The following is a 12,325-nucleotide window of genomic DNA, read 5'->3' as shown; positions in this document are numbered from 1 at the left end:
TCGTTCTGCTGAGGAAGGCCGCGTGGAATTTCGCATCATGGGTCCGCTGGAAGTGCTCGACGGCGACAGCGACCGCACACCGAGCGCGCCCAAGCACCGCGACCTGCTGGCGATGTTCGTGCTCAACGCGCGCCGCCCGCTCACCGTCGGACGGCTGCGCGGGCTGCTGTGGCCGCGCGAGGGCGGCGACCGGTCCGACTCCCTGGTCCGGGGCTATGTCGGGCAGTTGCGCCAGCTCATCGGCAAGGACGTGATCACCACGGTGTCCGGCACGTACACGCTGGCCATCGGTGCGGAACAGCTCGACGTCGACCGCTTCCGATCGCTGGTGGAGCGGGGCTCGTACCAGGAGGCGCTGGCTCTGTGGCGCGGACCGGCGCTCGAGGACCTCGACCCCGACGGGGAGCGCTGGGTGGAGACGCGGCGGCTGCGCGAGGAGCTGGAGGAGCTGCGGCTGTTCGCCCTGGAACGCCGGGTGCAGCTCGACCTCGACGCCGGCCGTCACCGCGAACTGCTGTCGGAGCTGCGGCGGCTGGCCGGGCAGCATCCGCTCTGGCAGCGCTTCCGCGGCCAGTACATGCTCGCGCTCTACCGGAGCGGGCGGCGGGCGGAGGCCCTCGACGCGTACGCGGCGTTACGTGAGGCGCTCGACGACGGCCACGCGATCGAGCCCGACTCCGACCTGCAGCTGCTCTATCACCGCATGCTGCACGACGACGTGTCGCTGCACGTCTCGGCGGGGCCGCCGGTGCTGCTGCCGCACGACGTGACCGGGTTCACCGGCCGCGCCGACCTCCTCGATCTTGTGGCGGTCGAGCTTGTGGCGGTCGAGCCGATAGCGGGCGGGCAGGTCGTGGTGCACGGGCAGGCGGGCGCGGGCAAGTCGGCGCTGGCCGTGCACGTCGCCTGGCGGGAGCGCGAACGCTTCCCCGACGGGATCCTGTACGCCGACCTGCGCGAGACGACGGCGCCCGCGGCGGTGCTCGAGGACTTCCTGCGCTGGCTGGGCTGCCCGGCCCAGGCCGTCCCCGCCTCGCTCGACGGGCGAGAGCGACTTTTCCGTACGTACGCGGCCAACCGCCGGCTGCTGGTGCTGCTCGACAACGCGTCGGCCGAGAGCCAGGTGCGGCCGCTGCTGACGTCCTGCCCCACGGTCATCACCAGCCGTTCCTCGCTCGGCGGCCTGTCCGGCGCGACCCGCGTGTCCGTAGGCGTGCTCGGCGAGGACGACTCGCTCGACCTGCTCGTCCGCACCTCCGGCCGGGTGGCCGACGAGGCGCTGGGCAGGCTGGCCAGGTTCTGCGGCGGGCTGCCGATCGCGCTGCGCATCGCCGGATCCCGGCTGGCCGCCCGGCCGGGATGGACCGTCGACTACCTGGTCGGCCTGCTGCAGGACGAGCATGAGCGGCTCGACGGGTTGCGCTCCGGCGACCAGGCCGTGCGCAGCGTGCTCGCCATCGGCTACGACGGCCTGCCCGGCCCCGCCAAGGCCACACTGCGCGGGCTCGGCGCGCTGTCGGCGCCGGACTTCGCGGACTGGGTGGCGGAGCTGTTCGGCGGGCAGGCCGAGGCGCTGGTCGACGCCGGGCTGCTGGAGACGCACGTGGTCGACGTGGCCGGGCAGGTGCGTTACCGGCTGCACGACCTGACCCGCCTGTTCGCCCGCGAGCAAGCGGGCCAGGGCGCGCCGGACGCGCTCGTACGGCTGATGGACATGGTCCTGGCCAGGGTCCGGTCCTCGCGCTTCTCGCTGGTCTCCGGCGATCCGGGCACCCTCGTGGCGACCAGGGACATCAGGGAGTCGGTCGAGTGGCTCGCCGCCGAGCGGGCCTTCCTGGTCAGCCTGGTCTCCGACCTCCATCAGGCCGGCCTCGACGACGGCTGCCGACGGCTCGCCCACCTGCTCGGGCCCTACCTCGAACGCCACCGCTTCCTCGACGACTGGCGCCACGTCACGGCGGCGGCGCTGGAGTCCGCGCGGCGCGCGGGCGACATCATGGGCGAGGCGCTGATCCTGCGTGACCTGGGCGACCTGCACCTGGCCGAACGGGAGTGGGACCTGGCGCACGACCGGCTCAGGCTGGCGCTCGGCATGTTCCTGCGCGAGGGACGCACCCGCGACGTCAACCACACCAGGCGGCGCCTCGGCCGCGTCCACCTCGAACGCGACCGGCTGCCCGAGGCCGAGCGCGCCCTGCTCGGCTGCCTGAAGGCGGCGGAGAACGATCGCGACGCCGCCGAAGCGCTGCGCGTGCTGGGCGTGGTCCTGCACCGCGCGGGCCGCCTCGACGAGGCCGCGGACCGCCTCCAGACCGCCGCCGTCCACCTCGCCGCGCTCGGCGACCGCTACCGGCAGGCCGACACGCTCCTGGATCTTTCCTCGGTACGGCTGGCGCAGCACGCGGTCCCCGATGCCAGGACAGCCGCCGAGACGGCCAGAGGGATCGCCGTACGGCTCGGCGACCAGCTGCTCGACGCGTACGCCCTGCTCGCCCTGGCCCGGGTGAACCAGGCGGAGGGCGCGGCGGAGCGGGCCAGGGAGCTGGCGGGGTCGGCGCTGGCGGTCTTTGAGGCGCTGGAGGACGATCTGGGCCGCTCCCAAGCGCTGCCCATGGTGGGGTGAAGCATGGTGGGCTGAGACGGGTGGCCCGAGCGGAAACCGACTCGACATCCCCCGGCAACATCGCGGAAACGGCCGGTTCTTAAGGTCCGGGCCATGCGGCTTACCCCACACGAGCAAGAGCGCCTGCTCATCCACGTCGCCGCCGGGGTGGCCCGGCAGCGTCAGGCCAGGGGCCTGCGCCTCAACCACCCAGAGGCTACCGCGATCATCGCGTCGTTCCTGATGGAGGGGGCAAGGGATGGGCGGACCGTGGCCGATCTGATGGACGCCGGGCGCTCGGTGCTCGGGCGGGACGACGTCATGGAGGGGGTGCCCGAGATGCTGGACTCCGTCCAGATCGAGGCGACCTTCCCCGACGGCACCAAGCTGGTCACCGTGCACAGGCCGATCCCGTGATTCCGGGCGAATATCTGCATCCCGCCGACGACATCCCGCTCAATCCGGGGCGGGCGAGGGTGACGGTCCGGGTCGTCAACACCGCCGACCGGCCGGTCCAGGTCGGGTCCCACTACCACTTCGCCGCCGCCAACCCCGGGCTGGCCTTCGACCGCGACGCCGCCTGGGGGATGCGGCTCGACGTGCCCGCGGGCACCGCGATCAGGTTCGAGCCGGGCGTCGAGCGCGACGTGACCCTGGTGCCGATCGCCGGGCGCCGCGTGGTGCCCGGCCTGCGACCGGAATGGGCGGGCCCCCTCGATGGCTGACATCTCCCGTGCTCGATACGCCGCCCTGTACGGCCCCACCACGGGCGACCGCATCAGGCTGGCCGACACCGACCTGTTCGTCGAGGTCACCGAGGACCTGTCCGTGGGGCCGGCGGGGGCCGGGGACGAGGCGGTGTTCGGCGGCGGCAAGGTGATCCGCGAGTCGATGGGCCAGGCCAGGACGACCCGGGCCGAGGGCGCGCCCGACCTGGTCATCACGGGCGCGGTGATCCTCGACCACTGGGGCGTGGTCAAGGCCGACGTCGGCGTCACCGACGGCCGGATCTCCGCCATCGGCAAGGCCGGCAATCCGGACACCATGGACGGGGTCGACATCGTCATCGGCCCCTCCACCGAGATCCTCAGCGGCAACGGCAAGATCCTCACCGCGGGCGCCGTCGACTCCCACGTGCACCTCATCTGCCCGCAGATCCTCGAGGAGGCGATCGGCGCGGGCGTCACCACCATCGTCGGCGGCGGCACCGGGCCGGTCGAGGGCACCAAGGCCACCACGGTGACCGGCACCTGGTACCTCTCCAGGATGCTGGAGTCGCTCGACTCCTACCCGCTCAACTTCGCGCTGCTCGGCAAGGGCAACACGGTGAGCGCCGAGGGCCTGGTCGAACAGCTCGAAGCGGGCGCCTCGGGGTTCAAGCTGCACGAGGACTGGGGCTCCACGCCGGCCGCGATCGACGCCTGCCTGAAGGTGGCCGACGCGCACGGCGTACAGGTGACGATCCACACCGACACGCTCAACGAGGCCGGGTTCGTCGAGTCGACGCTGGCCGCCATCGGCGACCGGACGATTCACGCCTATCACACAGAAGGGGCGGGGGGCGGGCACGCGCCCGACATCATCAGGATGGCGTCGTTCGCCAACGTCCTGCCCTCCTCCACGAACCCCACCAGGCCCCACACCATCAACACGCTCGACGAACACCTCGACATGCTGATGGTCTGCCACCACCTGAACCCGTCGATCCCGGAGGACCTGGCCTTCTCCGAGTCCCGGATCCGGCCCACCACGATGGCCGCCGAGGACGTCCTGCACGACCTGGGGGCGATCTCGATGATCGGCTCCGACTCGCAGGCGATGGGCCGCGTCGGCGAGACGATCATCCGTACCTGGCAGACGGCGCACGTCATGAAGCGCCGCCGCGGCGCTCTGGGCGGTCCCGCCGACAACCTCCGCGCCCGCCGCTACATCGCGAAATATACGATCTGCCCGGCCATCGCCCACGGCCTCGACGCGGAACTCGGCTCCGTCGAACGCGGCAAGCTCGCCGACCTCGTCCTCTGGGACCCGGCGTTCTTCGGCGTCAAGCCCACGCTGGTGCTCAAGGGCGGCGTGGTGGCCTGGGCCCAGATGGGCGACGCGAACGCCTCCATCCCCACGCCGCAGCCGGTGCTGCCCCGCCCGATGTTCGGCGCCGCCCCGGCCACGGCCGCCGCCACCTCGCTGCACTTCGTCTCACCCCTCGCCCTCGACGCGGGCCTCGCCGACCGCCTCGCGGTCCGTCGCCGCCTGGTCGCCGTGGCGGACGTACGAGGGCGGGGCAAGGACGCCATGCCGCTCAACGACGCGCTGCCCCGGATCGACGTGGCCCCGGACACGTTCGAGGTACGCGTGGACGGCGACCTAATCGAACCCGCGCCCGCCGAGACACTCCCGATGACCCAGCGCTACTTCCTGTTCTGATCAACTACCACCGGGTGAAGCTGGTGGTTTGCTCTCGCGGTCCCGTCTGGGTGAAGGGAGGCCGGTAGCGTGTGGCTGGTTGATGGCAGCCCAGCCCGCTATGCCGCGTGTGGCGATGTTGCGGGCTGCGATGTGGTCGGCGTGCCCAGCGAGGCCACACCTTGTGCAGACGAACCGGCCCCGCGCCGGCCGATTCGCCCGGCTGACGTCCCCGCAGTCCGGGCATGCCTGCGAGGTGTAGGCGGGGTCGACCAGGACGAAGGCGACTCCGGCTCGGGCGGCCTTGTAGCGGGTGAAGGCGATCTGCTGGGCGAACGCCCAGCTGTGCAGGGTACGCCGCTGGAACCGATGAGCCCTTACCCGTCCGCGGATGCCCTGCAGATCCTCCAGGGCGACACCAAGGCCGGTGCGTTCGGCTTCACGCACCACAAACGTGCTGATCTGGTGGTTGAGGTCGGTCATCATCCGGTGCTCACGACCGGACAGGCGGCGCAGCACCCGCCGCGCCGCAGGCGTGCCCTTCTTCTGCAGGCGTCGGCGTTGCCGGTGCCGCCGCTCCCGCAGGGTGCGGACGTGGCCGTTACCGCCGACCGGCTCCGACAGCGCGGGTCCGGGCAACACCGCACCATCGGAGGTGACCGCAAGGTTCGCCACCCCTTGATCCACCCCGACAAAGCCGTCGACCGGCTCACGCACCACCGGTTGGGGCAGAGTGAGGGCGACCTGGAGCAGCCAGACGCCGCGTCGGCAGATCAGGTCCGCCTCCCCTCTCGGCAGCGTGTCGATGGCTTTGAGGTCTTCTGGTCGGCCGGTGTAGGGGATGGTGACGCGGCCGGTGGGAGTCCACAGCGACACCGTTCGGGCATCACGATTGAAGCTCATCAGCCGGGCGTCGTACGGGACGGCGCCCTGCGGGCGGAAGATGTGCGCGCGTTTCTTGCTGGCGCGCCGGTTGGCGTAGGCGCCGGCGACCCGGGCGATCGCCCGCACGGCCGCTTGCGCGCCCAGCCCGGCCACCTGCCCGCGCACCTCGTAGTAGGCCAGCCGATGCAGCTCCACCACGGTAAAGACGCGGTGCTGCCAGGCCAGGCGGGAGACGACGGTCGCCGCCTGGTTGCACACCTGCACCGCTACCGCCAGGGCGTCGACCTGGGCCGGGGTGGGTGTGAGCCGGAGCTGCACGGTCGTGGGCAGGCCGTGGCGTTTGGTGGTGGAGCGGCGGATCGCCATCGCACACCTCCTGTCACAACGTCCTCACCCACCGCACACATTGCCGAACGTGACCGAGTCTTTCCATACTGTTTTCGAAAGGAGGGGTGGCGCTTTCTCCCGGTCCTGAAGGACCGGGTCTCCGCGCCACCATTCAGATGAACCCCGCGCTCCTGCTCCTCACCGACTCCCGGCTCCCGGCCGGGGGCCACGCCCACTCGGGCGGCACCGAACAGGTGATCGCCACGGGCGCGGTCCACGACCTGGCGTCCCTGGCCGCCTTCCTGAGGGGCCGCCTGCGCACCTCCGGGCACGTCGCCGCCGCCCTCGCCGCCTCCGCCTGCGCCTTGGGCAAGGAGAGCTCGCGTACGGAGGCTTGCGCGCGGGCACGGTCGCAGGAGAGTTCAGGGACGGAGGGTTCCGCGCGGGCCCGGCCAGAGGCGCTCGGCGCGTTGTGGAGCCTCCTGGACGCGGAGGCCGACGCCCGAACCGCCTCCCCAGCCCAGCGGACCGCCTCCAGGACCCAGGGCAGGCTGCTCCTGCGGGTGGCCCGCCGCCTGTGGCCGTCGCCCACGGTCGACGACCTGACGGCCGGACCGAATCCTGGTCATCCCGTCGCGCTCGACGACCTGGCGGCGGGCGTACCGAATCGCCGTCACGCCGCCGCGCTCGACCACCTGGCGCTGGCCGTACCGAATCCCCATCACCCCATTGCGCTCGGCGCGGCGGCGCACGCGGCGGGAGGGTCGCCCGAGGACGCCGCTCTGGCGGCGGCCTACCACGCGATCACCGGCCCGGCCACGGCGGCGGTCCGCCTGCTCGGCCTGGACCCGGTAGCGGTCCACGGCCTGCTCGCCGACCTGGCCTCGGCCCTCGCCGCCACGGCTTCCGACGCCACGCCGTCCGACCTGCCCCCGGACCTCGCCACCGCTGCCTCTGACATCACCCCGTCCGACCTCACCACCACCGCTTCTGACGCCACCGGGTACGGCCGGCTCTGGGCCGAGCTGCCCGCCCGGTCCGCCCCCGCGCTGGACCTGCTGGCCGAGCGGCATGCGGGGGCCAAGGTCAGATTGTTCGTCTCCTAGGAAGGACACGCCATGGGCGCCAATCACGACGACCATCACCACGCGCCCGCCCACCACGGCAGAGCGCTCCGCCTCGGCGTGGGCGGGCCGGTGGGCAGCGGCAAGACGGCCCTGGTCGCCGCCCTGTGCCGCGCGCTCGGCGGCTCCCTGCGGCTGGGTGTGGTGACCAACGACATCTACACGACCGAGGACGCCGACTTCCTGCGCCGGGCCGGGGTACTCGACCAGGAACGCATCCTCGCCGTCGAGACCGGCTGCTGCCCCCACACGGCCATCCGCGACGACATCGCCGCGAACCTCGACGCCGTGGAGACCCTGGAGGACCGGTTCGGCCCGCTGGACCTGGTGATCGTGGAGAGTGGCGGGGACAACCTGACGGCGACGTTCAGCCGTGGCCTGGCCGACCGGCAGATCTTCGTCCTGGACGTGTCCGGCGGCGACAAGGTCCCCCGCAAAGGCGGGCCGGGAGTCACCTCCGCAGACCTGCTGGTGATCAACAAAACGGACCTGGCACCGCTGGTGGACGCCGACCTGGACGTGATGGCCCGCGACGCGGCGGCGGTACGCGGCGACAAACCCGTCCTGTTCACCTCGATCCGGCAGAACCCCTCGGCGTCGTCCGTGGCGGCCTGGGTCTCCGAACAGGCCCTTTCCTGGCCCCACGAGCCCGTCTCAGCGGCATGAAGGCAGTCGCCCTATGACTGACACCGGCTTGCCCGAGACAGCGTCAGAGACCTCGTCAGACGCCCAGGAGGGCACGTCGGCGAACACCCTCGCGGCCACCGGGCGGCAAGCGACGCAGGCTCCGGCGGACGTCAGGCAGCGGGCCCAGGCAGAGGCCGGGCGGGCGAGGCAGGTCCCGACCGGTGTCAGGCAGCGGGCGACGCAGGCTCCGGCGGGCGTTGGGCGGCGGGCGATGCGGGCTCGGGCGGCCGTCGCGACATCCCTGGCCGGTGGCCGGACGGTCATCAGCGGGCTGAGCTCAGCACCGCCCCTGACGTTGCGGCAGACGGGGCCGCGGACCGTGCACCTGGTCTCCACGGCGGCCGGCCCGCTCGGCGGCGATCGGCTCGAACTCGACCTCGACATCGCTTCCGGCACCAGCCTCGAGGTCGGGTCGGTGGCCGGCACGCTGGTGCTGCCCGGCGACGGCGAGTCCGTCATGGTGATCTCCGCGCACGTTGGGGCGGGCGCCACACTCCGCTTCGCGCCGCAGCCGACGGTGCTCGCCGCCGGATGCGCCCACCGCCTCGTGGTACGGCTTACGCTGGCGGCGGGCGCGCGGGTGTTCTGGCGCGAGGAGATCGTCTTCGGCCGGTACGGCGAGGCGCCGGGCCGCTGCCACGCCCGCTTCGACGCGACGTACGACGGCCGTCCCTTGCTCAGGCAGGAGTACACGGTCGGCGACCCGGCCACCGACGCCTCCCCCGCCGTCTACGGCGACGCCCGCTGCGTCGGCACCACCCTGATCGCCCCACCCTTGATCACCCCGCCCCTGGACACCCCGCCCCTGGACACCCCGCCCGTGGGCACCGTGCCCCAGGTCACCACGCCCCAGGACACCCCGCCCCTGATCACCCCGTCGGAAGCCGCCTCAGGGGCCGTGGTCGCGGAAGGGGTGGCCGTGTTGCCGCTGGCCGGACCGGGTGTGCTGGTGTCCGCGCTGGCCGCCGACGCCGTCGCGTTGCGCCGGCGTCTGGAGTGGGGTGAGGGTGTGGCCCTCAGTAGCCTGGCAGGAGCCGCGCGCCCGACCTAAGGTGATCGGGTGGCCGACTCTCTCTCACCGAGCCCCGCGAAGCCCATGGCGCGGCGTGGCTACGCGTTCGTCATCGCGGTGGCCGGGGCGCTGCTGGTGTTCTGCGCGTTCCTGCCGTGGACGGGGATCGAGGCCAGGCTCGGTGCCATCGGCGGCGTGTCCAACGACATCCGGGGCATCGACGACAGCCTTGGCGTGTACGCGCTCATCGCGGGGATCGCCACGCTGGCGCTCGGGGTCGCGGGCGTGTTCGGCCGGCCCAGGGTGGCCGCGCTGGCCGTCATCCCGGGGGCGGTGGCGACGATCGTGCTGGTGATGTTCGTGGTCGATCCGCCCGGTGTCGGCAACGGGGTCTCCGTCGATCTCGGGTTCCTGTCGATCGAGCCGGGCATCCGTTACGGCTGGTTCGCCGCACTGGCCTGCGCCCTCGCCGCGGTCGCCCTCGCCGTCCTGTCACTGGTCCGCGGCCGTCAGGCGTGAAAAGGCCCGTGGATCGTGAAAGGCCCGTGGATCGCGAAAAGCCCGTGGATCGCGAAAGGCCCGTGGCGTCCGTCGTGACAGGGTCTGTCAGTCGTAGAAGCCCAGGCGGCGCAGCTGCTTGGGGTCGCGCTGCCAGTCCTTGGCCACGCTGATCCGCAGGTCGAGATAGACCCGAGTGCCCAGCAGCCCCTCGATCTGGGCGCGTGCCCGCGTCCCGACGTCGCGCAGGCGTTCGCCCTTGTGGCCGATCACGATCGCCTTCTGCGAGGGCCGTTCGACGAACATGTGCGCGTAGATGTCGAGCAGATCATCCCGCCCTTCGCGCGGCATCATCTCGTCGACCACCACGGCGATCGAGTGCGGCAGCTCGTCGCGTACCCCTTCCAGCGCCGCCTCCCTGATCAGCTCCCCCACCAGCACCTGCTCGGGCTCGTCGGTGAGCTGCCCGCCCGGGTAGAGCGGCGGCGACTCCGGCAGGTGCTCGATCAGTACCTCGGCCAGCACGTCGAGCTGCTCACCCGACTGCGCCGACACCGGGACGATCGCCGCGAACTCCGCCACCTGCGACAGCGCCAGGAGCTGCTGCGCGATCTGCTCCTTGGAGGCCAGGTCGCACTTGGTGAGTACGGCGACGACCGGCGTCTTCTTCACGGCCGAGAGCTTGTCGGCGATGAAGCGGTCGCCCTTGCCGATGGGCTCGTTGGCGGGTACGCAGAAGCCGATCACGTCGACCTCGGTCAGCGTGGACAGCACGAGGCTGTCGAGCCGCTCGCCGAGCAGGGTGCGGGGGCGGTGCAGGCCGGGGGTGTCGACGATGACGATCTGGGCCTCGGGCCGGTGCACGATGCCCCGGATGACGCGCCGGGTCGTCTGCGGCTTGGATGAGGTGATCGCCACTTTCGTGCCGACCAAGGCGTTCATCAGCGTGGACTTGCCGACGTTCGGCCTCCCAACGAAGCAGGCGAATCCGGCGCGATGGCTGTCTGGCGAAGTCACATAGTGCATTGTGGCCTATCAAACGCCCTGTTGACGCCACCAGGCAAACGCGTCGGGCAGCACCAACGGCATCCAGGTGGTCGTGGTCAGGCCGGCGATCTCCGGCTCGGTCGCCCACCGGGCGTCGGTGATCTCGTCGCCGTCGGGGGTGGGCGTGCCCGACTCGATGACGCAGGCGTACACGGCGATGACGTACGCGCACTGGTGCCCGTTGGGGTAGACGGTGCGGAATTCGGGCCCGCCGTACACACCGATCAGGCCGCGCGGCGCGACGTCTATGCGGAGTTCTTCCTGAAGCTCTCTGACCAGGGCGTCCTCGGGGCGTTCGTCGGGGTCGACGCCGCCGCCGGGCGCGGCCCACAGGCCCACGTCGCCGTGACACGCCATGAGCGCCCGGCCCGCCGAGTCGAACACGAAGCCGCAGACCGACGGAAGCATCAGCAGATCGGAACCGACCTTGGCCCGCACCGCGGCCAAATGCGGCGAAATCGCCACGTCAGCTCCTCAGCGTGCCGTCGGGCCCGGCCACCAGCAGCGCCTTGACGCCCAGCTCGGCGGCCACCGCCTCGTCCTCTGCGCTCGGCCCGTCGCCCGCCGTGACCAGCGCCGCCGCCTCCAGCGTCTGCGCGCCGCTGGAGATGGCCGTGGCGACCGCCACCTGCACCGCGGAGAGCGTGAGGGAGGAGAGCGCGACGTTCGTGGCGGAGTAGGTGCGCCCGGTCTCATCGCGTACGGCGGCGCCTTCGGCCGAGCCGTTGCGCGCCCTGGCCGCCCGCGCGAGCGTAATGATCTTGCTGTCTTCTGGATCGAGAGTCACGAACTCTAGGTTAGGCGCTGACCATCCCCACAGGTTAAGCACTGACCATCCCCACAGCGGCGCTGAGCACCTGCCGGGTACGCTCCGGGTCCACCTTGGCGATGCCCGTGTGCACGACGGACACCAGCGTGTCACCCGAGCGGGCGAGCATCACATCCAGCGCGTACGGGTAGCCGTTCAGCCGCCCGCGCAGCTCCGCGCCCACCACCTCGTCGCCCACGTCCTCGACCGGCAGCATCGTCAGCCGCAACCGGGTGCCACCACCCGCCCGCACCGCCCGGCACGCCTCCAGCGCCTCGGTCAGCTCCTCGATGCGCCCCTCCGCCTCCGAGCCCGCGTAGCGCGCCAGGCCCACCCCGGCCACCTCGCCCAGCTCGTCCCCCTCGAAGCTGGCCGCCGCCTGCGCCGTCAGCGCCAGCGCCGGCGCCCGCCCCGCGGCCGGATCCAGCGCGGCCCGGCAGTTGTGGTCCGCCGCCGCGAACGGCACCCGCCACGGCTCCTCCGACCGGGCGGAGAAGCCGTCAGGCAGCTGCGGATCCTTGTTCAGCGCCTCGCGCAGCCGGGCCATGGCCTGGACGTCGACGTAACTCTCGGCCGGCCCGCCGCCGCATCCGGCGAGCAGCCCGCCCATGACGGCCAGGACGATAATCCCGCGTTTGGTGATCCCTCGTTCGGTGATCCCTCGTTCGGTGATCCCGCGTTCCATGATTCCCCCCGGTTCGCAACGTCCCCGGGCGACGAATACGGCAATCCACCAGAGTCACCAACAAAGCCCCAAACGCTAAAAGGGGGTTCTCGTCCGGCTTACCGGACGTGAACCCCCTTTACGCCGAGCAACGTCACGATCGGCTAGCAGACCGAGACGTTGTCGTCCCCCCAGGGGCATCCTCCCGCCGCGAACCCCACCCGGCGTTCGGATGCTCCCCCAGTGACACCCACCGCACTGGGGTGTC

The 12,325-nt window shown here is 71.9% G+C and carries 13 protein-coding genes; 8 read left to right on the top strand and 5 right to left on the bottom strand.

Annotated features, from left to right (window positions below; translation table 11 throughout):
* Positions 1-22: 22 nt before the first annotated feature.
* The 4 genes from ACIBO2_RS39995 (at position 23) to ACIBO2_RS39980 (ending at position 5,026) form a co-directional block, all read left to right on the top strand.
* On the top strand, positions 23-2,623 hold the full coding sequence (locus tag ACIBO2_RS39995; RefSeq protein ID WP_397303701.1) for a BTAD domain-containing putative transcriptional regulator: 2,601 nt from the start codon (positions 23-25) through the stop codon (positions 2,621-2,623).
* 93 nt (positions 2,624-2,716) lie between these two features.
* A complete protein-coding gene (locus ACIBO2_RS39990) occupies positions 2,717-3,019 on the top strand; it encodes an urease subunit gamma (protein ID WP_358535578.1) in 303 nt (100 codons plus the stop codon).
* The gene (locus ACIBO2_RS39985) at positions 3,016-3,327 is read left to right on the top strand and encodes an urease subunit beta (RefSeq protein WP_358535576.1); all 312 of its coding nucleotides are present in this window, start codon (positions 3,016-3,018) and stop codon (positions 3,325-3,327) included. Before ACIBO2_RS39990 ends, ACIBO2_RS39985 begins: the two co-directional genes overlap by 4 nt.
* Positions 3,320-5,026, top strand: a complete 1,707-nt coding sequence (locus ACIBO2_RS39980; protein ID WP_397303698.1) for an urease subunit alpha — start codon at positions 3,320-3,322, stop codon at positions 5,024-5,026. The genes ACIBO2_RS39985 and ACIBO2_RS39980 overlap by 8 nt, the downstream gene beginning before the upstream one ends.
* Here the strand turns inward: ACIBO2_RS39980 and ACIBO2_RS39975 are convergent, their stop codons facing one another.
* Positions 5,027-6,256, bottom strand: coding sequence for an RNA-guided endonuclease InsQ/TnpB family protein (locus tag ACIBO2_RS39975; protein ID WP_397303696.1), 1,230 nt, complete (start codon positions 6,254-6,256; stop codon positions 5,027-5,029).
* Positions 6,257-6,393: 137 nt separating this feature from the next.
* Here ACIBO2_RS39975 and ACIBO2_RS39970 point away from each other — a divergent pair, with 137 nt between their 5' ends.
* From ACIBO2_RS39970 to ACIBO2_RS39955, 4 genes are read left to right on the top strand one after another with little or no spacing between them, the layout of a single operon-like run.
* Positions 6,394-7,323: an urease accessory protein UreF gene (locus ACIBO2_RS39970; protein ID WP_397303694.1), complete on the top strand. Its 930-nt coding sequence runs from the start codon at positions 6,394-6,396 to the stop codon at positions 7,321-7,323.
* 12 nt (positions 7,324-7,335) lie between these two features.
* A complete protein-coding gene (gene ureG, locus ACIBO2_RS39965) occupies positions 7,336-8,007 on the top strand; it encodes an urease accessory protein UreG (RefSeq protein ID WP_397303692.1) in 672 nt (223 codons plus the stop codon).
* A 13-nt stretch (positions 8,008-8,020) separates the two neighbouring features.
* Positions 8,021-9,079 carry an urease accessory protein UreD gene (locus tag ACIBO2_RS39960; protein ID WP_397303690.1) on the top strand — a complete coding sequence of 353 codons (1,059 nt, stop codon included), beginning with the start codon at positions 8,021-8,023 and terminating at the stop codon, positions 9,077-9,079.
* 9 nt (positions 9,080-9,088) lie between these two features.
* Entirely contained in the window at positions 9,089-9,559 is a 471-nt protein-coding gene (locus ACIBO2_RS39955) for a hypothetical protein (RefSeq protein ID WP_358535564.1), read from the top strand.
* A gap of 87 nt (positions 9,560-9,646) precedes the next feature.
* On the opposite strand, the gene era is transcribed toward ACIBO2_RS39955, so the two are convergent.
* Genes era through ACIBO2_RS39935 form a run of 4 tightly spaced genes read right to left on the bottom strand, consistent with a single transcriptional unit; the run spans position 9,647 to position 12,078 of the window.
* Positions 9,647-10,555, bottom strand: coding sequence for a GTPase Era (gene era / locus ACIBO2_RS39950; protein ID WP_397303688.1), 909 nt, complete (start codon positions 10,553-10,555; stop codon positions 9,647-9,649).
* 18 nt (positions 10,556-10,573) lie between these two features.
* Entirely contained in the window at positions 10,574-11,050 is a 477-nt protein-coding gene (locus tag ACIBO2_RS39945) for an NUDIX domain-containing protein (protein ID WP_358535560.1), read from the bottom strand.
* Between the two features lies 1 nt (position 11,051).
* A complete protein-coding gene (locus tag ACIBO2_RS39940) occupies positions 11,052-11,372 on the bottom strand; it encodes a cytidine deaminase (protein WP_358535558.1) in 321 nt (106 codons plus the stop codon).
* A 34-nt stretch (positions 11,373-11,406) separates the two neighbouring features.
* A complete protein-coding gene (locus ACIBO2_RS39935) occupies positions 11,407-12,078 on the bottom strand; it encodes a hypothetical protein (protein ID WP_358535556.1) in 672 nt (223 codons plus the stop codon).
* Positions 12,079-12,325: the final 247 nt, after the last annotated feature.

The sequence above is a fragment of the Nonomuraea sp. NPDC050022 genome (genome assembly GCF_044460705.1).
Taxonomy (GTDB): domain Bacteria; phylum Actinomycetota; class Actinomycetes; order Streptosporangiales; family Streptosporangiaceae; genus Nonomuraea.
Note: the sequence above shows the minus strand (reverse complement) of the source record. Positions and strands in the feature narration are given on the sequence as shown.

Bases quoted from the DNA above. Each gene is read 5' to 3' on its own strand.
- ACIBO2_RS39990 (WP_358535578.1), top strand. From the start codon at position 2,717: ATGCGGCTTACCCCACACGAGCAAGAGCGCCTGCTCATCCACGTCGCC.
- ACIBO2_RS39980 (WP_397303698.1), top strand. From the start codon at position 3,320: ATGGCTGACATCTCCCGTGCTCGATACGCCGCCCTGTACGGCCCCACC.
- ACIBO2_RS39975 (WP_397303696.1), bottom strand. From the start codon at position 6,256: ATGGCGATCCGCCGCTCCACCACCAAACGCCACGGCCTGCCCACGACC.
- ACIBO2_RS39970 (WP_397303694.1), top strand. From the start codon at position 6,394: ATGAACCCCGCGCTCCTGCTCCTCACCGACTCCCGGCTCCCGGCCGGG.
- ureG (WP_397303692.1), top strand. From the start codon at position 7,336: ATGGGCGCCAATCACGACGACCATCACCACGCGCCCGCCCACCACGGC.
- ACIBO2_RS39960 (WP_397303690.1), top strand. From the start codon at position 8,021: ATGACTGACACCGGCTTGCCCGAGACAGCGTCAGAGACCTCGTCAGAC.
- ACIBO2_RS39935 (WP_358535556.1), bottom strand. From the start codon at position 12,078: ATGGAACGCGGGATCACCGAACGAGGGATCACCGAACGAGGGATCACC.